General features: G+C 76.2%; 21 protein-coding genes. 7 read left to right on the top strand and 14 right to left on the bottom strand.

Annotation, left to right across the window (positions count from 1 at the left end; genetic code table 11):
• A partial coding sequence (locus tag ACSNOC_RS10835) for a histidine kinase dimerization/phosphoacceptor domain-containing protein (protein ID WP_436747118.1) occupies positions 1–810 on the bottom strand: 810 nt, incomplete at its 3' end.
• A gap of 86 nt (positions 811–896) precedes the next feature.
• Positions 897–2,120, bottom strand: a complete 1,224-nt coding sequence (locus tag ACSNOC_RS10830) for a geranylgeranyl reductase family protein (RefSeq protein ID WP_436747120.1) — start codon at positions 2,118–2,120, stop codon at positions 897–899.
• A 206-nt stretch (positions 2,121–2,326) separates the two neighbouring features.
• On the opposite strand from ACSNOC_RS10830, the gene ACSNOC_RS10825 reads away from it, so the two are divergent.
• The gene (locus ACSNOC_RS10825) at positions 2,327–3,709 is read left to right on the top strand and encodes a dipeptidase (RefSeq protein ID WP_436747117.1); all 1,383 of its coding nucleotides are present in this window, start codon (positions 2,327–2,329) and stop codon (positions 3,707–3,709) included.
• A 38-nt stretch (positions 3,710–3,747) separates the two neighbouring features.
• Here ACSNOC_RS10825 and ACSNOC_RS10820 read toward each other — a convergent pair whose 3' ends face one another.
• The 8 genes from ACSNOC_RS10820 to ACSNOC_RS10785 form a co-directional block, all read right to left on the bottom strand.
• Positions 3,748–4,344 carry a hypothetical protein gene (locus tag ACSNOC_RS10820; RefSeq protein WP_436747116.1) on the bottom strand — a complete coding sequence of 199 codons (597 nt, stop codon included), beginning with the start codon at positions 4,342–4,344 and terminating at the stop codon, positions 3,748–3,750.
• Positions 4,345–4,458: 114 nt separating this feature from the next.
• Positions 4,459–5,043 (bottom strand): class F sortase, encoded by a 585-nt coding sequence (locus tag ACSNOC_RS10815; protein WP_436747119.1) that lies wholly within the window; start codon positions 5,041–5,043, stop codon positions 4,459–4,461.
• 197 nt (positions 5,044–5,240) lie between these two features.
• The gene (locus ACSNOC_RS10810; RefSeq protein ID WP_436747115.1) at positions 5,241–6,263 is read right to left on the bottom strand and encodes an NUDIX domain-containing protein; all 1,023 of its coding nucleotides are present in this window, start codon (positions 6,261–6,263) and stop codon (positions 5,241–5,243) included.
• 26 nt (positions 6,264–6,289) lie between these two features.
• Positions 6,290–7,255 carry an ROK family protein gene (locus ACSNOC_RS10805; RefSeq protein WP_436747114.1) on the bottom strand — a complete coding sequence of 322 codons (966 nt, stop codon included), beginning with the start codon at positions 7,253–7,255 and terminating at the stop codon, positions 6,290–6,292.
• A gap of 38 nt (positions 7,256–7,293) precedes the next feature.
• Positions 7,294–8,631 (bottom strand): DUF6986 family protein, encoded by a 1,338-nt coding sequence (locus ACSNOC_RS10800; protein WP_436747113.1) that lies wholly within the window; start codon positions 8,629–8,631, stop codon positions 7,294–7,296.
• Positions 8,632–8,797: 166 nt separating this feature from the next.
• On the bottom strand, positions 8,798–9,760 hold the full coding sequence (locus ACSNOC_RS10795) for an electron transfer flavoprotein subunit alpha/FixB family protein (RefSeq protein ID WP_436747112.1): 963 nt from the start codon (positions 9,758–9,760) through the stop codon (positions 8,798–8,800).
• 70 nt (positions 9,761–9,830) lie between these two features.
• Positions 9,831–10,616: an electron transfer flavoprotein subunit beta/FixA family protein gene (locus ACSNOC_RS10790; RefSeq protein ID WP_436747111.1), complete on the bottom strand. Its 786-nt coding sequence runs from the start codon at positions 10,614–10,616 to the stop codon at positions 9,831–9,833.
• Between the two features lie 165 nt (positions 10,617–10,781).
• The gene (locus ACSNOC_RS10785; RefSeq protein ID WP_436747110.1) at positions 10,782–11,219 is read right to left on the bottom strand and encodes a TlpA family protein disulfide reductase; all 438 of its coding nucleotides are present in this window, start codon (positions 11,217–11,219) and stop codon (positions 10,782–10,784) included.
• A gap of 57 nt (positions 11,220–11,276) precedes the next feature.
• Between ACSNOC_RS10785 and ACSNOC_RS10780 the strand changes: the two genes are divergently transcribed.
• Positions 11,277–11,684 (top strand): DUF4395 domain-containing protein, encoded by a 408-nt coding sequence (locus tag ACSNOC_RS10780; protein ID WP_436747109.1) that lies wholly within the window; start codon positions 11,277–11,279, stop codon positions 11,682–11,684.
• 87 nt (positions 11,685–11,771) lie between these two features.
• The gene (locus ACSNOC_RS10775; RefSeq protein ID WP_436747108.1) at positions 11,772–12,491 is read left to right on the top strand and encodes a lysophospholipid acyltransferase family protein; all 720 of its coding nucleotides are present in this window, start codon (positions 11,772–11,774) and stop codon (positions 12,489–12,491) included.
• 24 nt (positions 12,492–12,515) lie between these two features.
• On the opposite strand, the gene ACSNOC_RS10770 is transcribed toward ACSNOC_RS10775, so the two are convergent.
• From ACSNOC_RS10770 to ACSNOC_RS10760, 3 genes are read right to left on the bottom strand one after another with little or no spacing between them, the layout of a single operon-like run.
• On the bottom strand, positions 12,516–13,595 hold the full coding sequence (locus tag ACSNOC_RS10770; RefSeq protein WP_436747107.1) for a threonine aldolase family protein: 1,080 nt from the start codon (positions 13,593–13,595) through the stop codon (positions 12,516–12,518).
• The gene (locus ACSNOC_RS10765) at positions 13,574–14,353 is read right to left on the bottom strand and encodes an SDR family NAD(P)-dependent oxidoreductase (protein WP_436747106.1); all 780 of its coding nucleotides are present in this window, start codon (positions 14,351–14,353) and stop codon (positions 13,574–13,576) included. The genes ACSNOC_RS10770 and ACSNOC_RS10765 overlap by 22 nt, the downstream gene beginning before the upstream one ends.
• A gap of 49 nt (positions 14,354–14,402) precedes the next feature.
• The gene (locus tag ACSNOC_RS10760) at positions 14,403–15,800 is read right to left on the bottom strand and encodes a DUF6421 family protein (RefSeq protein WP_436747105.1); all 1,398 of its coding nucleotides are present in this window, start codon (positions 15,798–15,800) and stop codon (positions 14,403–14,405) included.
• A gap of 120 nt (positions 15,801–15,920) precedes the next feature.
• On the opposite strand from ACSNOC_RS10760, the gene ACSNOC_RS10755 reads away from it, so the two are divergent.
• Positions 15,921–16,604: a glycerophosphodiester phosphodiesterase gene (locus ACSNOC_RS10755; protein WP_436747104.1), complete on the top strand. Its 684-nt coding sequence runs from the start codon at positions 15,921–15,923 to the stop codon at positions 16,602–16,604.
• Here the strand turns inward: ACSNOC_RS10755 and ACSNOC_RS10750 are convergent.
• Positions 16,588–17,142: a GNAT family N-acetyltransferase gene (locus tag ACSNOC_RS10750; protein ID WP_436747103.1), complete on the bottom strand. Its 555-nt coding sequence runs from the start codon at positions 17,140–17,142 to the stop codon at positions 16,588–16,590. The two genes, ACSNOC_RS10755 and ACSNOC_RS10750, sit on opposite strands and share 17 nt — an antisense overlap.
• Before the next feature lie 114 nt (positions 17,143–17,256).
• Between ACSNOC_RS10750 and ACSNOC_RS10745 the strand changes: the two genes are divergently transcribed.
• The 3 genes from ACSNOC_RS10745 to ACSNOC_RS10735 all read left to right on the top strand — a co-directional run bounded on the left by ACSNOC_RS10745 (position 17,257) and on the right by ACSNOC_RS10735 (position 19,278).
• The gene (locus ACSNOC_RS10745) at positions 17,257–17,844 is read left to right on the top strand and encodes a DUF5134 domain-containing protein (protein ID WP_436747102.1); all 588 of its coding nucleotides are present in this window, start codon (positions 17,257–17,259) and stop codon (positions 17,842–17,844) included.
• 63 nt (positions 17,845–17,907) lie between these two features.
• The gene (locus ACSNOC_RS10740; protein WP_436747101.1) at positions 17,908–18,849 is read left to right on the top strand and encodes a M56 family metallopeptidase; all 942 of its coding nucleotides are present in this window, start codon (positions 17,908–17,910) and stop codon (positions 18,847–18,849) included.
• A 153-nt stretch (positions 18,850–19,002) separates the two neighbouring features.
• Positions 19,003–19,278 carry a hypothetical protein gene (locus ACSNOC_RS10735; protein ID WP_436747100.1) on the top strand — a complete coding sequence of 92 codons (276 nt, stop codon included), beginning with the start codon at positions 19,003–19,005 and terminating at the stop codon, positions 19,276–19,278.
• Positions 19,279–19,288 lie beyond the last annotated feature (10 nt).

The following is a 19,288-nucleotide window of genomic DNA, read 5'->3' as shown; positions in this document are numbered from 1 at the left end:
GGCGCCGGGGGTGCGGAGGGTGTCGAGGACCTGGCGGACCTCGCCCAGCGCCTCCTTGCTGGCGGCCTTGATGGTGGTCAGCGCGGAGCGGGCCTGCTCGGGGTCGGAGTCCAGCAGGGCCAGCCCCATGCCGGCCTGCACGTTGATGACGGAGATGCTGTGGGCGAGGACGTCGTGCAGCTCGCGGGCGATGCGCAGCCGTTCCTCGTCGGCGCGGTGCCGTTCGGCCTCCTCGCGCTCGGCGCGCTCCCTGGCGCGCTGCTCGCGCCGGGCGCGGGCCAGTTCGGCGACGGCGAGGACGGCGACGGACCAGGCGGCCAGGGCGGCGTCGGCGGCCCAGTCGGACGGCTCGTCGCCGCGGGGCGGCAGCCACGCGTACAGCCAGTGGCCCACCAGGAGCTGGCCCGTCCACAGCAGGGCCAGGGCGGCCCGGGCGGCGTGCCGGTGTCCGGAGGCGACGGCGTGGAAGGCGGCGACGACCGCGCTGAGGAAGACGGGGCCGTAGGGGTAGCCGGCGCCGAGGTAGAGCAGGACGACGGCCGAGGTGCCGAGGGCGGCGGCTGCCGGGTGGCGGTGGCGGACCAGCAGCAGGGCGGGGCCGAGGAGCAGCAGGGCGCGGGCGGGGAGGTCGAGGGAGACCCGGCCGGTCTGGTTGTGGTCGGCGAACTGCGAGCCGACGAGCTGGACGGCCAGCACCACGCCGGTGGACCGCCACGGCCACCCGGCGGCCGGGGCCGGGACGGCGGGCCACCGCCGCCGGCGGCGCGGTCCGGCCGGGGCGGCGGAGGGTCCCGTGGGAGGCGCGGTCATGCGGGCAACGCTAGCCGCCGGCCGGCGGCCGGTGCGTCACCCGGCGGGGGGCACCGGGCCTACTCCCGGCGGAGTACGCGCCGGGGTCAGGCCCCGGGCCGGCCCCGGGTGCCGGGGCCGGTGCCCGGGTCCCGGACGAGGGTGCGGTCGAGGGCGGCGAGGGTCCGGCGGGCGACCGGGTGGGTGCGCACCAGGCCGGCGAGCGTGGTCGAGCCGCGGGTGATGCGGGCGAAGACGGCCCAGGCGGGGCGGACGCCGACGAGGGTGGCGTGCAGGAGGCCGGGGCGGTGGGCGAAGGCGGCCAGCAGGCGGCGGCCCACGCCCATCTCCACGCCCAGTCCGGACTTCACGGCGAAGGTGTAGTTCAGGGCCTGGCGGCGGGCGTCGACGGCGTCGCCGGCCTCGGCGATGCGGACCGCCCACTGCCCGGCGAGCCGACCGGACCGCAGGGCGAAGGAGATGCCCTCGCGGGTCCACGGCTCCAGCAGCCCGGCCGCGTCGCCGCAGACCAGGACCCGGCCGCGGGAGAGCGGCGAGTCGTCGGTGCGGCAGCGGGTGAGGTGGCCGGAGGAGAGGGTGGGCTCCAGACCGGCCAGGCCGAGGCGGGCGATGAAGTCCTCCAGGTACCGCTTGGTGGCGGCGCCGTCGCCGCGGGCGGAGATGACGCCGACGGTGAGGGTGTCGCCCTTGGGGAAGACCCAGCCGTACGAGCCGGGCAGCGGGCCCCAGTCGATGAGGACGCGGCCCTTCCAGTCCGCGGCGATCTCCGGCGGTATCGGGATCTCCGCCTCCAGCCCGAGGTCGACCTGGGCCAGGCGGACCCCGACGTGGGCTCCTATACGGCTGGCGCTGCCGTCGGCGCCGACCACGGCCCGGGCCAGCAGGGTCTCGCCGCCCGCCAGGACCACGGCCACGGTGCGCCGGTCGGGGACGGCCGGGCCGTGCTGCTCGACGCGGGAGACGGTGGTGCCGGTGCGCAGCTCGGCGCCGGCCTTGACGGCGGCCTCGACGAGGCGCTGGTCGAACTCCGGGCGGTTGACGAGTCCGAACAGCATCCGCTTGGAGCGCCGGGTGCGGGCGAGCCTGCCGTTGAGGGAGAACGTCACGGCGTGCACGCGGTCCTTCAGGGGCAGTTCGAAGCCGGGGGGCAGCGCGTCGCGCGAGGGGCCGATGATGCCGCCGCCGCACGTCTTGTAACGGGGCAGCTCCGCCTTCTCCAGCAGCAGGACCCGCCGGCCGGCCTCGGCGGCGGCGCGGGCGGCGGACGCTCCGCCGGGTCCGGCCCCGACCACGACGACGTCCCACACCATCCTCGACCCGGCTCCGTTCTCGCTGCTCACGATGTGTCGTCGCTCCCCGTCGCGTCGGTCGATCTTCGGTCACCGCCCGGCATCCTACGGCGCAAGAGGCGCGACACCCGGCGATACGATGATCGTCACACCGCCTGGTGTCCGCACCCATGCCGTCCACTGCCGCCCCCGCGCGCGGGGGCGCGCGCACGCGAGGAGCGTTTTCCGTGGAGCACAGCCCCGAGCACGCCGCGATCTCCGCCGCCGTCGCGGCGCTCATGCCGCGGGCCAGGAGGGAGCTGGCCGAGCTGGTGGCCTTCCGCTCCGTGGCGGACCCCGGGCAGTTCCCGCCGGCCGAGTGCCGGGCGGCGGCGGAGTGGGTCGCCGCCGCGCTGCGCGCCGAGGGCTTCGGCGAGGTGGCGCTGCTGGACACGCCCGACGGGACGGCGTCGGTGTACGGCCACCTGCCGGGCCCGGAGGGCGCGCCCACGGTCCTGCTGTACGCGCACTACGACGTGCAGCCGCCGCTGGACGAGGGGGCGTGGACGTCGCCGCCGTTCGAGCTGACCGAGCGGGACGGGCGCTGGTACGGGCGCGGGGCGGCCGACTGCAAGGGCGGTGTGCTGATGCACCTGCTGGCGCTGCGCGCGCTGCGGGAGGCCGGGGGCGTCCCGGTGGGCGTGAAGGTGATCGTGGAGGGCTCGGAGGAGCAGGGCACCGGCGGGCTGGAGCGGTACGCCGAGGCGCATCCGGGGCTGCTGTCCGCGGACGCCGTGCTGATCGGCGACGCCGGGAACGCGCGGGCCGGGCAGCCGACGGTGACCGCGATGCTGCGCGGCATGACGCTGGTCCGCGTGCAGGTGGACACCCTCGCGGGCAACCTGCACTCGGGGTCGTTCGGCGGGGCCGCGCCGGACGCGCTGGCGGCGCTGGTGCGGATGCTGGGTTCACTGCACGCGGAGGACGGCTCCACGACGGTCGACGGGCTGGCCGCGGACGGCGTCTGGGACGGCGCGGCCTATCCGGAGGCGGTGTTCCGCGAGGACGCCGGGGTGCTGGACGGCGTGCGGCTGATCGGCTCCGGCGGCGTCGCGGACCGGCTGTGGGCGCGTCCCTCGGCGACGGTCCTCGGCATCGACTGCCCGCCGGTCGTGGGGGCCACGCCGTCGGTGCAGGCGAGCGCGCGGGCGCTGGTGAGCCTGCGGGTGCCGCCGGGCGTGGAGGCGGGGGCGGCGGGCCGGCTGCTGGTGGAGCACCTGCGGTCGCGGGCGCCGTGGGGGGCGCGGGTCACGGCCGATGTGGTGGGCGAGGGGCAGCCGTTCCGCGCCGACACCGGCAGCCCGGCCTACGCGGCGATGGCCTCGGCGATGCGCGAGGCGTACGACGGCGCGGAGATGGCCGTGGTGGGCCAGGGCGGCTCCATCCCGCTGACGAACACCCTGGCCGGGCTGTATCCGGGCGCCGAGATCCTGCTGATCGGGCTGAGCGAGCCGGCGGCCCGCATCCACGCCGTGGACGAGAGCGTGTCGCCGGAGGAGCTGGAGCGGATGTCGGTGGCGGAGGCGCTGTTCCTGGCGCGGTACGCGGCGGCCCGGCACGGGCGGGGCTGACGCCCGGCGGCTCCCGGGGCGGTTGCCGCCGGGCCGGGTCAGCGGTGGCGGCCCGCGCGGCGGCGGGCGAGGAACAGGCCGGCGGCGACGGCGAGCGCGGTGAGGCCGCCGCCCGCCAGCAGCATGGTGTCGCCCTCCGACTGGGTGCCGCCGACGCCGGCCTGGGCGCCGCGGGTGGGCAGCACCGTGGAGCTCGCGGTGGGCGTGGCCGTTCCCGTGGGGGTGGCGGTGGCGGTCGGGGTGGGCGTGCCGGTGGCGGCGGCGATGGTGAGGGTGGCGGTGCCCGTCTCGGAGCCGCAGGTGAACGTCACGTTGTGGCGGGAGCCGACGCGGGCGTCGGCGTCGACGGTGGTCCTGGCGCTCTGCAGCGCGCCCGCCATGCCGAGGGTGATCTTGTCGAAGACGGCGGACTCGGCGGTCGCCTCGAACCGGGTGCAGTTGGTGACGGTCAGGTCGACCGCGCCGCCGGGCCGGACGGACGCCGGGGAGACGCTGAAGCCGAAGGACGGGTTGGTCGCCTGGCCGGGCGACCGGGGCTGCCCCGGCTCGGCGGCGGCCAGCGCGGCCGGTGTGCTCGCCCCGAGGACCATCGCACCCAGCCCTGTGGCGGCCAGTGCGGTACGCAGTGTGCTCATGAGAAGGCTCCTTGAGTCGCAGTCGCGTCACCCCGCACAGCGACTCAATCAGAATGTAAGCCGTATAACCCGCCGAACGAGCCACATGGGTTAACGGGCGGCGTGGCTCCCGGCTCAGACCGTGCCCGTCATGCGGGCGAAGACGACGACGTTGTCGGTGTAGCCGGAGCCCTGCTCGAAGCTGCCGCCGCAGGTGATGATCCGCAGCTCGGCCTGGCCGGTGTCGCGGTAGACGGACTCCGGCAGGTGGTCCTTGTCGTAGACGGCGATGTCGTAGATCTCGAACCGGACGGCGACCCCGTCCTCGCGGATCACCTCGACCGAGTCGCCGGTCCGCACCGCGCCCAGCCCGTAGAAGACCGCCGGGCCCGCCGCGTTGTCCACGTGGCCGACGATGACCGCGGTGCCGAGGGCGCCGGGCGCGGCACCGCCCTCGTACCAGCCGGCGAGGTTCTGGATCTCCTGCGGCGGTGCCTCCACCCAGCCCTCGGGGTCGAGGCCGACGTTGGTCAGCGGGGCCTCGACGGCGATGGACGGGATCGACACCCAGGTGGGAACGGCGGCGGGCAGCGGCTGGGTCCCCGTCCCGGGGGACGGCTGACCGGTCTGGGCGGTCTCCCGCCGGGCGGTCTCCGGCTGCGGCGGCGCGGGCGGTCCGCCGGCGTCGCCCGCGGCCATGACGGTGACCCCGAGGGCCATGACCCCGGCGATCGCCGCGCAGGCGGCCCGCGCGCCCCAGCCCGGGGTGTCGTCGGCGTCGTCGTACGGGTCGTAGTCCGCTATGTACTCGGGCTCGCGCATCTCGGTCACCGCTTCGGGGAGAGCCTCCCCCTGTCGGGGCCATCACTGGACACGCTAGATCGGGCCCGGGCGCGCCGCGATTCGGCGGGCGCGGGTCAGGCGCCGACCGGGACGCCGGCCTCCAGGTTGAGCGGCCGGCCCTGGGCGCGGGCCCGCAGCGCCCAGCGGAGCCGGGCGAACCGGCCGGGCGACAGCAGCCGTTCGGCCTCGTCCTCGGCGGCGAAGCACCAGCCGCGCAGCTCCGCGCCGGGCAGCAGGATGTCCCGCGTCCGGTCGTGGTCCAGCCGGCCGCCGTCGAAGAGGAGCCGCAGGCCGCCGAAGCGGGGCGGGCGGGGCGGCTCCCAGTCGACGACGAGGAGCGCCGGGTCGCGCTCCAGGCGCAGGCCGAGTTCCTCGGCGACCTCGCGGACGGCGGCGCGGGCGGGCGCCTCGCCGGGTTCGACGACGCCGCCGGGGAACTCCCAGCCCGGCTTGTAGGTGGGATCGACCAGCAGCACGCGGTCCCGGTCGTCGAAGAAGAGCACCCCGGCGGCGAGGGTCGCGGCGGTGGGCGGCGGGCCCTGCACGATCCGGCAGGTGCCGTCGCCGCGGCGGACGCGTTCGGCGAGCAGCCGGGCGGTCTGGCGGGGCGTCAGCCGGGAGGCGTCGAGGGTGTGGGCGTCGGCGGTGAGCCAGGGCAGGGCGGCCCGGTAGCGGGGCAGGCGGCTGAGGCGGCGGTGGTGGGCGGCGGCGTCCTCCAGGGCGGCGGGGTGTGCGGCACGGCGGCGAAGGAACGTTTCGTCAACGTGGAGCAGGAAGTGCTGCACGGCGATGCGGCGGGCCGCCAGGCCGCCGAAGATCTCGTCGCGGTGCTCCTGGCGGTCGAGGGTCATCGGGGTGATCAGCGGGCCGGGCAGCTCGGACAGCAGGGCGGCGGCGGTGTCCACGACCAGACGGCGCCAGGCGGGCAGCTCCCGCACGTCGTCCACGGCGGCCAGCCGGTCGGCCGGGAGCAGGGACCGCAGCCCGGCGCCGACCAGCTCCGGGTCGAACAGCGCGCTGCCGGGCAGCAGGCGGAGCAACTCGCGGGCGGCGGTGGTCTTCCCCGCGCCGGGCGCCCCGTTCAGCCAGATGATCACGGTCCCCCTCCTTCGTCACCCGAAGGTCAGTTGCCCGCCGCCCCCCCGGAGAGAAACGTGTCCGGGCCGCTCCGGCAGGCCGCCGCGGCGCCCACCAGGCCGGCGTCGGCGCCGAGGCGGGCGGGCAGCACGGGCAGGGCGCGGACGAACGGGAGGGCGGCGTAGGTGCGCAGCGCGCGGCGCAGCGGGGCGAACAGCGTCTCGCCGGCGCGGGCCACTCCCCCGCCGACGACGACCACGTCCAGCTCCACCAGGGTGGCGGTGGCCGCGATGCCGGCGGCCAGCGCGCGGGCCGCCCGGTCGTAGGCGGCGAGGGCGCGCGGGTCGCCCTCCCGGGCGGCGCGGGCGACGCCGGCCGCGGTCGTGTCGCCGCCGGGCTCCGCCGGGCGCCAGCCGGCGGCGCGGGCGTGGCGGGCGATGGCGGGGCCGGCGGCGAGGCGTTCGACGCAGCCGCGTCCGCCGCAGGGGCACCGCTCGCCGTCGTAGTCGACGCTGATGTGGCCGATGTGGCCGGCGTTCCCGGTGGGACCGGCGCGGAGGCGGCCGTCGAGGACCAGTCCGCCGCCGACGCCGGTGGAGACCACCATGCACAGGGCGTTGGCGTGGCCGCGGGCGGCGCCGCGCCGGTGCTCGCCGGCCGCGACGGCCACCGCGTCGCCGACGAGGGTGACGGGCAGGCCGCCGGTCACCGGGCGGAGGGCCTCGACCAGCGGGAAGCCGCGCCAGCCCGGGATGTTGACGGGGCTGACGGTGCCGGTGCGGGCGTCCACCGGGCCGGCGCTGCCGATGCCGACGGCGGTCACCCGGGGCCAGGCCGGGTGACCGGCCAGGGCGGTGAGCACGTCGGTGACGGCGCGCAGCACGGCGGCGGCCGGTTCGCCGGCCGGGGTGGGGCGCTGGACGCGGGTGAGGAGCGCGTCGTCGCCGTCCACGAGGGCGCCGGCGATCTTCGTGCCGCCGATGTCCAGGGCGGCGGCGAGGTCGGTGGCCATGGGCGTGAAGCGTGGCCGGGGCGGGCGGCGTTGTCCAGTCAGGCGCCGGTCCCGCCGGTCCCGCCGGTCCCGCCGGTCCGGGTGGTCCCGCCGGTCCCGGTGGGGCGGCGGCCGGCGAGGGCGTCCAGCCGGGCCCGGTCCAGGCCGGTGGCGCCGGTGACCTCGGCCTCGTCGAGGGCGCCGCAGTCGGTGCCGCGGAGCAGGAAGCCGCTGAGCGCGCGGGCGGTGGCGGGCTCGTCCAGCACGCCGCCCCCGGTGTCCCCGCCCGCGTAGGCGGCGAGGCGGGCGGCGGCGTGGTTGAGGCCCTCGCGGTAGAAGGCGTAGACGGCCGCGTACCGGGTGGGCAGGTGGCCGGGGTGCATGTCCCAGCCCTGGTAGTAGGCGCGGGCCAGCGCGCGGCGGACCAGGCCGTGGTGGAGGCGCCAGGCGTCGTGGACGCGGGGCGTGGGCCCGGTGGGCAGGACGTTGGTGGAGCCGTCGGACAGCTGGACGCCGGTGCCGGCCGCGGCGACCTGCATGACCGCCTTGGCGTGGTCGGCGGCCGGGTGGTCGGGCGCCTGGTGGGCGGCGCTGACCTGGCAGGCGGCGCTGTAGTCGAAGGTGCCGTAGTGGAGGGCGGTGGCCCGGCCGCCGGCGGCGTCGATCATGCGGGCGACGGTGGCGCGGCCGTCGGGGCCCAGGACGGCTTGGGTGGTCTCGATCTGGATCTCGAAGCCGAGCCGCCCCGGCGGCAGTCCGGCGGCCCGCTCGAATTCCTCGCAGAGCCGGGCCATGGCGGCGACCTGCTCGGCGTAGCTGACCTTGGGCAGGGTGATCCGCAGGCCCCCGGGGAGGGGGCCGGCCGCCAGCAGGGTGGTGAGGAAGACGTCGAGGGTGCGGATGCCGCGGTCGCGGACGGCGGCCTCCATGCACTTGATCCGCAGGCCCGCGAACGGCGGGGCGGTGCCCTCGGCGTGGGCGCGGGCGATCAGGCGGGCGGCGCGGGCGGCGTCGGCGTCCTCCTCGTCGTCGTCGCGCAGGCCGTAGCCGTCCTCGAAGTCGACGCGGAGGTCCTCGACGGGCTCGCGCGCCAGCTTGGCCAGGACGCGGTCGTGGACGGGCCCGGCGAGGGCGTCGGGGATGCCGAGGACGGCGGCGAACGAGGCGGCGTCGGGGGCGTGGTCGCCGAGGAGGGCCAGGGCCTCGCGGCCCCAGGAGGGGACGGTCCGGGCGGTGAGGCGGTCGGCCGGCACGTAGACGGTGTGCACGGGCTGCCGGGTGCCGGGGGCACCGGGGTAGCGGCGGGCGAGGTCGGCGTCGACGGCGGCGAGGGAGGCGCCGATGCCGGTGGCGACGGCCGCCGCCAGCGTGGTCGTGACCGGTTCGCCCTGCGCCATGCCGCCCGCTCCGTCCCGCTCAGCCTTCAACAGTTCGTTGAAGAACGCTTGCCGCCCGACGGTATCCGGCGGGCCCGGCGGAGCACAAACGGCGACCGGCACCGGCCGTGCCCCGCGATCGGGGGCGCGGCCGGTGCCGTGGTGATGCCGGTGTCCCGCCGAGGGGTCAGCCCTTGCGGGCCTTGACCTCTTCGGTGAGGGCGGGGACGACCTCGAACAGGTCGCCGACGACGCCGTAGTCGACGAGCTCGAAGATCGGGGCCTCCTCGTCCTTGTTGATGGCCACGATGGTCTTCGAGGTCTGCATGCCGGCCCGGTGCTGGATGGCGCCGGAGATGCCCGCCGCGACGTAGAGCTGCGGCGAGACGGTCTTGCCGGTCTGGCCGACCTGGTTGCTGTGCGGGTACCAGCCGGCGTCGACGGCGGCGCGGGAGGCGCCGACGGCCGCGCCGAGCGAGTCGGCCAGGGCCTCGATGATCGCGAAGTTCTCCGCGCCGTTCACGCCGCGGCCGCCGGAGACCACGATGGCGGCCTCGGTCAGCTCCGGGCGGCCGGTCGACTCGCGCGGGCTGCGGGAGACGACCTTGGTGCCGGTGGCCAGCTCGCCGAACGACACCGACAGCTGCTCGACCGTGCCGGCGGCCGGGGCGGCCTCCGGGGCGGTGGAGTTGGGCTTGACGGTGATGACCGGGGTGCCGGTGGTGACCGTGGAGGTGGTGGTGAAGGCGGCGGCGAACACCGACTGGGTGGCGACCGGGCCCTCGTCACCGGCGGTCAGGTCGACGGCGTCGGTGATCAGGCCGGAGCCGAGCCGCAGCGCGAGGCGGGCGGCGATCTCCTTGCCCTCGGCGGAGGAGGGGATCAGGACGGCGGCCGGGGAGACCGCCGCGGCGGCGGCCTGCAGGGCGTCCACCTTCGGGACGACCAGGTAGTCGGCGAACTCGGGGGCGTCGGCGGCCAGCACCTTCACCGCGCCGTGCTCGGCCAGCGCCGGGGCGGCGGCCTCGACACCCGCGCCCAGGTACACCGCGACCGGCTCGCCGATGCGGCGGGCCAGGGTCAGCAGCTCCAGCGTGGGCTTGCGGACGGCGCCGTCCACGTGGTCGACGTAAACAAGAACTTCAGCCATGGGAATCGTGCACTCCAGCGAGACGAACAGACGATGAGGACGTGAGGGACCGGGCCGCGGGGGCGGGCGGTCAGATGAACTTGCGCTCCGCGAGGAAGGCGGCCAGCAGCTTGGCGCCCTCGCCCTCGTCGGTGACGATCTCGCCGGCCGTGCGCGCCGGGCGCTCGGTGGCCGAGAGCACCTTGGTGTACGCGCCCTCCAGGCCGACCTGCTCGGCCTCCAGGTCGAGGTCCTCCAGGTCCAGCGTCTCCACCGGCTTCTTCTTGGCGGCCATGATCCCCTTGAAGGAGGGGTAGCGGGCCTCGCCCGAGCGGTCGGTGACCGAGATGACGGCCGGCAGCGCGGCCTCGACCTGCTCGGTCGCGGCGTCGCCGTCGCGGCGGCCGGTCACCTTGCCGTCGGCGACCGACAGCTCGGTCAGCAGGGTCACCTGCGGCACGCCCAGCCGCTCGGCCAGGATCGCCGGCAGCACGCCCATGCCGCCGTCGGTGGAGGCCATGCCGCAGACGACCAGGTCGTAACCGGTCTTCTCGATGGCCTTGGCCAGCACCAGGGAGGTGCCGAAGACGTCGGTGCCGTGCAGGTCGTCGTCCTCGACGTGCACGCCCTTGTCGGCGCCCATGGACAGGGCCTTGCGCAGCGCGTCGGTGGCGTCCTCCGGGCCGACGGTCACGACGGTGACCTCGGCGTCGTCCGCGTCCTCGGCGATCCGGAGCGCCTGCTCCACGGCGTACTCGTCCAGCTCCGACAGCAGCCCGTCCACGGCCTCCCGGTCCGTGGTCAGGTCCTCCGCGAAGTGCCGGTCGCCCGTGGCATCGGGCACGTACTTCACACAGACAACGATCCTCAAGCTCACGCCGGCTCTCCTACTGCTATCGGTCCGCACACGGGGTACTCGAAAGATCACCCGGATTGTTACTTGCCAGTACACCCAGGGTAGCCCCCGCAGGCAAGCATGTCCCACTGTGACGTTGCCTACGTGCCTATTGTCGGATGGATGTTTGTCCGAACACGCGGATGATCAAGGCGTGGACGGCCCGTCCTCGACGGCCGCGCCCAGGGCCGCGATGACGTCCGCCCGGCGCGGCTGACCCGAGGCCCGGCGCACGACGGTACCGGTCGCGTCCAGCACCAGCACGGTCGGGGTGCGGAGGATGCCCAGCTCGCGCACGAGGTCGAGGCGGGACTCGGCGTCGATCTCGACGTGGACCACCCCGTCCACCATGCCCGCCACCTCGGCCAGGGTGCGGCGGGTGGCGCGGCAGGGCTGGCAGAACGCGGTGGAGAACTGCACCAGGGTGGCCCGGCGGCCCAGCCGTGCGGCGCCCAGCGCGGCGGCGTCCAGCCGCCGGCCGCCGTCCCGCTCCCTCATCCGCATCCTCCCGTCGCGCCGCCGGTGCCACAGCCCGAAGGCGCCCGCCGCGGCGAGCACCGCCCCACACACCACGAGTCCGGTCATCGCCAGGCGTCAGCACCCGGGCCGCGCCGTTCATTCCCGCTGCGGGATGCTGGGGGCATGCGCATCGATGTCAGGGGTCCGCGGTTCGGCGCGGCCGTCACCACGCTGGTGCTCGCGGTGGTGCTCGTCACAGGAAGCCCGTGGCCGCTGGCGGCCCAGGCGGTGGTGTTCGGCCTGGGCGCGGGGCTCGGGATGCGGTACGCCCCGTACGGGGTGCTGTTCCGGGTGGCGGTGGCGCCCCGGCTGGGGCCGGTCCGCGCGACGGAGGACGCGGGCCCGCCGCGCTTCGCGCAGGCCGTGGGGCTCGGCTTCGCGCTGGCGGGCCTGATCGGGTACACGGCCGGGCCGCAGGCCCTGGGGATGGCGGCGACGGCGTGCGCGCTGGCCGCCGCGTTCCTCAACGCCGCCTTCGGCTACTGCCTGGGCTGCGAGGCGTTTCTGCTGCTTCGCCGGGCGTTCAACTAGCGCTCGCGGCGGCTTTCGGGCACGATCGGGCGGCACCGGAAGTTACGGTGGCGTAGGTTCGCCGCCGCACTGAAGAGGGGCCTTCGGATGGCAGAGCTTGTTTACCCGCCGGTCATCGGCGTCGCCCGGACGATGTTCAAGGCGCTGGATCTGCGCTTCGACATCGCCGGCGGCGAACACGTACCGCGCCAGGGCGGTGCCGTGCTGGTGAGCAACCACATCGGCTATCTCGACTTCGTCTTCGCCGGGTTCGCGTGCCGGCCCGCCAAGCGGCTGGTGCGGTTCATGGCGAAGGAGTCGGTGTTCCGGCACCGGGTGTCCGGGCCGCTGATGCGGGCGATGAAACACATCCCGGTGGACCGCGCGGCGGGCATGGAGGCGTTCGAGCCGGCGGTGCGGGCGCTGCGGTCGGGGGAGATCGTGGGCGTCTTCCCGGAGGCGACGATCTCGGAGTCGTTCACGCTGAACAAGTTCAAGACGGGCGCGGTCCGGATGGCGCAGCAGGCCGGGGTGCCGGTGCTGCCGGTGGCGCTGTGGGGCACGCAGCGGCTGTGGACCAAGGGCCGCAAGCGGGACCTGCGGCGCAACCACATCCCGATCACCATCCGGGTGGGCGCGCCGATGGCGGCCGACCCGTCCGAGCCGGCGCTGTCCCTCACCCGGCGGGTGCGGGGGCGCGTGCAGGAGCTGCTGGAGTCGGCGCAGCGCGCCTATCCGGTGAAGCCGAAGGACCAGGAGGACGCCTGGTGGCTGCCGGCCCACCTGGGCGGCACGGCGCCGCTGCCGTCGAAGCCGTCCGCCCGCTGACGCGCGCGCGCCGCGGGGCGGGGCTCAGCGGGCCATCTCCTCGCGGAGCGCGGCGAGGAAGCGGTCCACGTCGTCCTCGGTGGTGTCGAAGGAGCACATCCAGCGGACGTCGCTGGCCGCCTCGTCCCAGAAGTAGAAGGGGTGGCGCTTGCGGAGCCGCTCGCCCGCGTCGTGCGGGAGGCGGGCGAAGACCGCGTTGGCCTGGACGGGGTGGAGGAGGGTGACGCCGGGCACCTCGCCCGCCCCGTCGGCCAGGCGCCGGGCCATGGCGTTGGCGTGCCGGGCCCCGCGCAGCCAGAGCTCGCCGGCGAGCAGCGCCTCGAACTGCACGGAGACGAAGCGCATCTTGCTGGCGAGCTGCATGGACAGCTTGCGGATGTGGCGCATGGCGCGGACCGCGCCGGGCGTGAGGACGACGACGGCCTCGCCGAAGAGCAGGCCGTTCTTGGTGCCGCCGAAGGACACCACGTCCACGCCGGCGTCGGTGGTGAAGGCGCGCAGCGGCAGGCCGAGGGCGGCGGCGGCGTTGGCGATGCGGGCGCCGTCGAGGTGGACGCTCATGCCGCGCTCGTGGGCGAAGTCGCTGACAGCGCGGATCTCCTCGGGGGTGTAGACGGTGCCGAGCTCGGTGCTCTGGGTGAGGGAGACGACCTGGGGGGTGGCGCGGTGCTCGTCGTCCCAGCCGAACGCCTCGCGGGCGACGAGCTCGGGGGTGAGCTTGCCGTGCGGGGCGGGCACGGGCAGCAGCTTGAGGGCGCCGACGCGTTCGGGGGCGCCCCCCTCGTCGGTGTGGATGTGGGCGGTGGTCGTGGTGATGACCGCGCCCCACCGGTCGGTGAGGGCCTGCAGGGCGACGACGTTGGCGCCGGTGCCGTTGAAGACGGGGTGGACCTCGGCCGCCGGGCCGAAGTGGGCGCGGAAGACCTCCTGGAGGTGGGCGGTGTAGGCGTCGTCGCCGTAGGAGGTCTGGTGGCCGCCGTTGGCGAGGGCGAGGGCGGCCAGGATCTCGGGGTGGGCCCCGGCGTAGTTGTCGCTGGCGAAGCCGCGCGCGGCGGGGTCGTGGCGGCGGCGGGCGTCGGTGGTCACGGCCGGGGGGTGAGCCACAGGCGGGTCCCGTTCATCTCGGCGGCGGGCCGGTCCCACAGCCGGCGGATCTCCTCGGCCAGGTCGTGGACGTCGGTGAAGCCCGGGAACGCGGCGTCCGGGCGGGCCTGCCGCATCGCGTCGCTGACCAGGGCCTTGACGATCAGGACGGTGGCGGCGGCGGGTGGGTGGCCGGCGGGTCCCGACTTGCGGAATCCGTCGGCGAGGGCGAGGGTCCACGCCTCGGCGGCGGCCTTGGCCGCGGCGTAGGCGGCGTTGCCCGCGGTGGGGAGGCTGGCGCCGGCGGCGCTGATCAGCACGTACCGGCCGTTGCCGGAGCGGGCCAGGGGGCCCTCGAAGGCCAGGGAGGTGTGCTGGACGGTGCGGATGAGCAGGTCGTGCAGCAGGTCCCAGTCGGCCAGGTCGGTCGTCGCGAAGGAGGTGGAGCCGCGCCAGCCGCCGACGAGGTGGACCAGGCCGTCGACGCGGCCGAAATCCTTCTCCGTCTTGGCCGCCCACTCCCGGGTGGCGCCCGGGTCGAGGAGGTCGACGGTGTCGCCGATGACGGTCGCGCCGCCGTGCGCGAAGCGGGCGGCGTCGACGCCCTCGGCCAGGCGCTGCGGGTCCGCGTCGGCGGCGACCACAGTGGCGCCGGCCTGGGCCAGGCGCAGCAGGGTCGCGTGGCCGGCCGGTCCGCCGGCGCCGGCCACGGCGACGACCGCGCCCTCCAGCGGTCCGCCGCCGTCCGCGGCCTCGGGTTCGGGTGCAGTGGTGTTCATCGTCCTCGCCTCCTCGTGGTGTCCATGATGCCGCGCGGGGAGACGGAGATCACGCCGCCCTGGTGACGGGGCCGGCCGCCGTGATGCCGCGCGTGGACTCGATGACGCCGCGCAGCTTCTTGGCCAGGGCCTCGTAGAACAGGCTGAGCGGGAATTCGTCGGGGAGCACCTCGTCGACGAGCCTGCGCGGCGGCAGGCTGAGGTCGAGGGCGTCGGGGCCCTTGGCCCAGCGGGAGCCGGGGTGCGGGGCGAGGTAGGCGGCGACCAGCTCGTACGCCTTGAACCAGTGGACGAGCTTGGGCCGGTCGATGCCCTGGCGGTACAGGGTCTCGATCTCCTCGCGCAGCCGGACGGTGGTCTCGCGGGCGCGGTCCCAGTCGATGCGGAGCCGGTTGTCCGTCCAGCGGAGCGCGTCGTGCCGGTGGAGGTAGGCGAACAGGAGCTGGCCGCCGAGCCCGTCGTAGTTGCGGACGCGTGCGCCGGTGACGGGGAAGCGGAACAGCCGGTCCAGCAGGACGGCGTACTGGGCGTCGCGGCCCTGGGGGTAGCCGTCGGCCTCCAGGCGGACCGCCTCCTGGAAGGCGGTCAGGTCGCAGCGCAGCTCCTCCAGGCCGTACATCCAGAACGGCTGGCGCTGCTTGATCATGAACGGGTCGAACGGCAGGTCGCCGTGGCTGTGGGTGCGGTCGTGGATCATGTCCCACAGCACGAACGTCTCCTGACACCGCTCCTGGTCGGCGAGCAGGCCCTCGGCGTCGTCGGGCAGGCGCAGGCTGGTGACCTCGCGGGCGGCGGCGGCGACGCGGCGGAAGCGGGCGGCCTCGCGGTCGCAGAAGATGCCGCCCCAGGTGAAGCGCTCGGGGGACTGGCGGACGGCGACGGTCTCGGGGAAGAGGACGGCGGAGTTGGTGTCGTACCCGGCGGTGAAGTCCTCGAAGGTGATGCCGAGGAACATCGGGTTGTCGTAGCGGGTGCGCTCCAGCTCCGCGAGCCAGTCGGGCCACACGACGCGGAGCACGACGGCCTCCAGGTTCCGGTCGGGGTTGCCGTTCTGCGTGTACATGGGGAAGACGACGAGGTGCCGACGGCCGTCGGCGCGGGCGGCGGCGGGCTGGAAGGCGAGCAGGGAGTCGAGGAAGTCGGGGACTCCGAAGCCGTCGTCGGCCCAGCGGCGCAGGTCGGAGACGAGCGCCTCGTGGTAGGCGGCGTCGTGCGGGAGCAGGGGCGCCAGCTCGCGCACGGCGGAGATCACGCGGTCCAGCTCGCGGGCGATCCGGTCGCGGGCGGGCGCCTGGTCGGCGGCGAAGTCGATGGAGCCGTCCGGGGACTGGGCGGGGCGGATGGTCTCCACGGCGCGCTTGAGCGTCGCCCAGGCCGGGTGGGCGGTGATGCTCGGGGTGGGAGATTCGCCGCCCATCACGGCGACGGACGCAATGTTTTCCGTCAAGACCGCACCTCCACAGTAGAAATTCCTGTATCAGCACCGTATCCTCCGCCGATCCTCCGATCAACTCCGGAGCAACGGGGGGTTCAGCTCCCGGCCACCGGGCGCGGCTACGGTGGCGCCATGCCGCTGCTGACCGTGGGACACCGGGGACTGATGGGCGCGGAGCCGGAGAACACCCTGCGGTCCTTCCGCCGGGCCGACCGCGCCGGCGTGGACGCCGTCGAGTGCGATCTGCACCTGAGCAAGGACGGCGAGCTGGTGGTGATCCACGACGCCGAGGTGGACCGCACCACCGACGGCTCGGGCCGGGTCGCCGACCTCACCCTGGCGGAGCTGCGCGGTCTCGACGCGGGGCTGGGCGAGCGGGTCCCGCTGTTCGCCGAGGTCATGGCGGCGGTGGGCGCCCCGGTGCAGGCCGAGATCAAGGACCCGGCCGCCGCCCGGAGCCTCGCCCTGGCCGTCGAGGAGGGCGGGCTGCACGGGCGGGTGACGGCGATCTCGTTCCACGAGGAGGCCCTGCGGGAGATCCGCGGGCGGCTCCCCGGCCTGCCCGTGGCGCTGGTCGCCGGCCGGTCCGCGCCCACGGCGCCGGAGCGGGCGGTGGCGCTGGGCGCGGGCATGGTCTCGTGCGAGCTGGCGCACCTGGACCCGGACGTGGTCGGGCGCTGCCGCGCGGCGGGCGTGCGGGTGATCGCCTGGACGGTGAACACGGACGCGGAGCTGGCGCGCGTCCGCGAACTCGGGCTGGACGGGGTGGTGACCGACGCGCCGGAGATCGTCCGCGCGGTCAGGTCAGGGGCTTGACCAGGGTCTCGAACACGAGGTCCGGCCGGCGCGGGACGCCGAAGCGCTGGTCGCCGTACGGGAAGGGGCTGAAGCGGCCGGTGCGGGCGTAGCCGCGGCGCTCGTACCAGGCGATGAGGTCGGCGCGCGGCGCGAGCACCCGCATCCGCATCTCCCGGGCGCCCCACTCCGCGCGGGCCACCCGCTCCGCCTCGGCCAGCACCCGCCGGCCGAGGCCCGCCCGCTGGAGCGCGGGGCGGACGGCGAACAGCCCGAAGGAGGCGGCGGTCTCCCCCGCCCGGTCCCCCGCGTCGCGGGCCACATGGCAGCAGGCCGCCAGCTCGCCGCCCAGCTCGGCGGCGAGCAGCCGGCTGCCGGGGTCGGCGAGGATCGCGCGGACGAGCCCGGCGTCGGTGCGGGTGCCGTCCAGCAGGTCGGCCTCGGTGGTCCAGCCGGCCCGGCTGGCCTCGCCCCGGTACGCCGACTCCACCAGCGCCACCAGCGCCGGGACGTCGGCCTCGGTGGCCGTGCGGAACGTCGGGTCCGTGGTGGTCGTCACCCGGGCATCGTAACGGCGCGCGCCCGTGCTCCCACGCGCCCTCGTGCGCCTCCCCCGCCCGCGCGCGCGAGCGGGCATCCCCCTCCCGGCGGTCGACAGACGGGGAGGTGGACGATGCACGGGCCGGAGCTGCTGGCGTGGCTGGTGGTGGCGCTGTGCGGCGGCACGGGCGCCTTCTGCCTGGTGCGGATGCGCGCGGGCCGGGCGCGGGCGCGGCAGGTGGCAGGGCTGGAGGCGGCCATGGGGTTCGGCATGGCGCTGATGGCCGTGCCGCCGGACGCGCTCACCGCGACACCGCCGCCCGCCGCGTTCGCGGCGCTGTTCGCGGCGACCGCGCTGTGGTCGGCCGCGCTGCTGCGGGCGGGCGCGGCACACCAGGCGCACCACGCGGTGGAGAGCCTGGCGATGGTGTACATGGCCGTCGTCATGGCCGCCGCCCCGGGCGGGCACGCCGGGCACGCGCCGGGCGGGGTGCCACTGCTGACCGGGGTGCTGCTGGCCTACTTCGGGCTCTACGCGCTGCGGACCGGGCCGCGGCTGCTGCCGGCGGTCCAGGGCGGCGGCCCGCTCGGGCGGGCCCCGGCGCCGGGGCCGCGCCCCGCGGCCCCCGGGGCGGGGGCGCACTGCGCGGCGCCCGAGGTGGCGGCGGCGTGCCGACTCGCGCTGGCCGTCGGGATGTTCGCGACGCTGCTGACCCTGTGAGGCGTGCGTCACGTGTGACCGCGAGCGGTTCCGGGCGGGAGAGCGGGGTTCTAGGCTGACGGCATGGTGATCGCCATCACGCTGCTCGTGCTCGGCGGGCTCACCGCGGCAGCGGCGCCGCGCGTGCTGGCCCGCGTGTCGTGGCCGGACCGGGAGCCGGTGCTGGCCCTGTGGGTGTGGCAGTGCGTGGTCGCGGCCGTGCTGCTGTGCTGTGTGCTGGCGATGGCGCTGACGGGCGCTGCGGCGTGGCACGAGGTGCGCGGGCAGGTCTTCGGGCCGGCGCCGAGCCAGGTGGTCGAGGCGTACGGGCTGCAGTTCGGCGAACGGCGCTGGGCCGCCGGTGTCGCGGTGCTGCTGGCCTCCGGCGGCGTGTGGACGGCCGTGATGCTGACCCGGGAGGTGCGCGTGGCGCGCGCGGTGCGCCGCCGTCGGCGCGCGGAGCTGCTGGCGCGCTCGCCGCGGCTGCCGTGGGAGGCGGCGGACGCGGGCGACCGGCTGATCGTGCTGGAGGGCGACCGGCCGGACGCGTGGCTGCTGGGCGGTCCCTCGCCGCGGCTGGTGATCAGCACGGCGGCCCTGCGGCGGCTGAACCGGCGGCAGCTCGACGCCGTCATCGCCCACGAGCAGGGGCACGCCCGGGCCCGGCACCACTGGCTGCTGCACTGCTCCGGCGCGCTGGCCAACGGCTTCCCGCGGGTGCCGGTGTTCGCCGCGTTCCGGCACCAGGTGCACCGCCTGGTGGAGATGGCCGCCGACGACGTCGCCTCCCGGCGCTTCGGCCGGCTCACCACCGCGCTGGCGCTGGTCGGGCTCAACGAGGACCGTGGCGTGTTCGCCTGCCACGCCCACCACGCGCACGTGCCGCACCGGGTGCACCGGCTGCTGACCCCCGCGCCGCGGCTGTCCGTCCCGCGCCGCCTGCGGCTGACGGCCGCCGCGACGCTGGTCCCGGCGGTGCCGCTGCTGGTCACCTTCGCGCCCGGCCTGACGGCGCTCGGCCGCTGAGCCGCGCCCGGCGCGAACCGGGACCGCGCTGCCGGAGGACGAGCAGGTCCGGTGCGCCGCCGCGCTGGAGGCGGCCGGGACCGGCCGCCCGCACCCGGACGCGGGCAGAGGTGCCGGGAGACGCTGTCCGGCCGCGGCACCGGCGTGGCCGCGGTGAGCACCACCGGGTGGGACCCGCGGCGGCCGGTGCTCGCGGCGCACGGTCAGGACCGCTGGGTGGGCGCGTACGCGCTGCCGTTCGGGCACGGGGTGCGGAAGCCCGGTGCCCGGCTCTTCCACGCGTCGCCCCGGCGGCGCTGGGCGTGGCGCCCGGGCGGGCCCGGCCGGTGCGCCGACGGCAGTATCGGACGGTCCCCCGCGCCGCCCGATACCGCCGCTGACGCCGGACAGGACTCCGCCGACCTGGGCGGCTGTCCGGGCTCCCGCTGAGTATATTGGC

It is taken from the genome of Streptomyces sp. URMC 129, from assembly GCF_051386415.1.
In the GTDB taxonomy this organism is placed as follows: Bacteria; Actinomycetota; Actinomycetes; order Streptomycetales; family Streptomycetaceae; genus Streptomyces.
The sequence above is the reverse complement of the archived record's forward strand: the minus strand, read 5'-3'. Positions and strand labels throughout refer to the sequence as shown.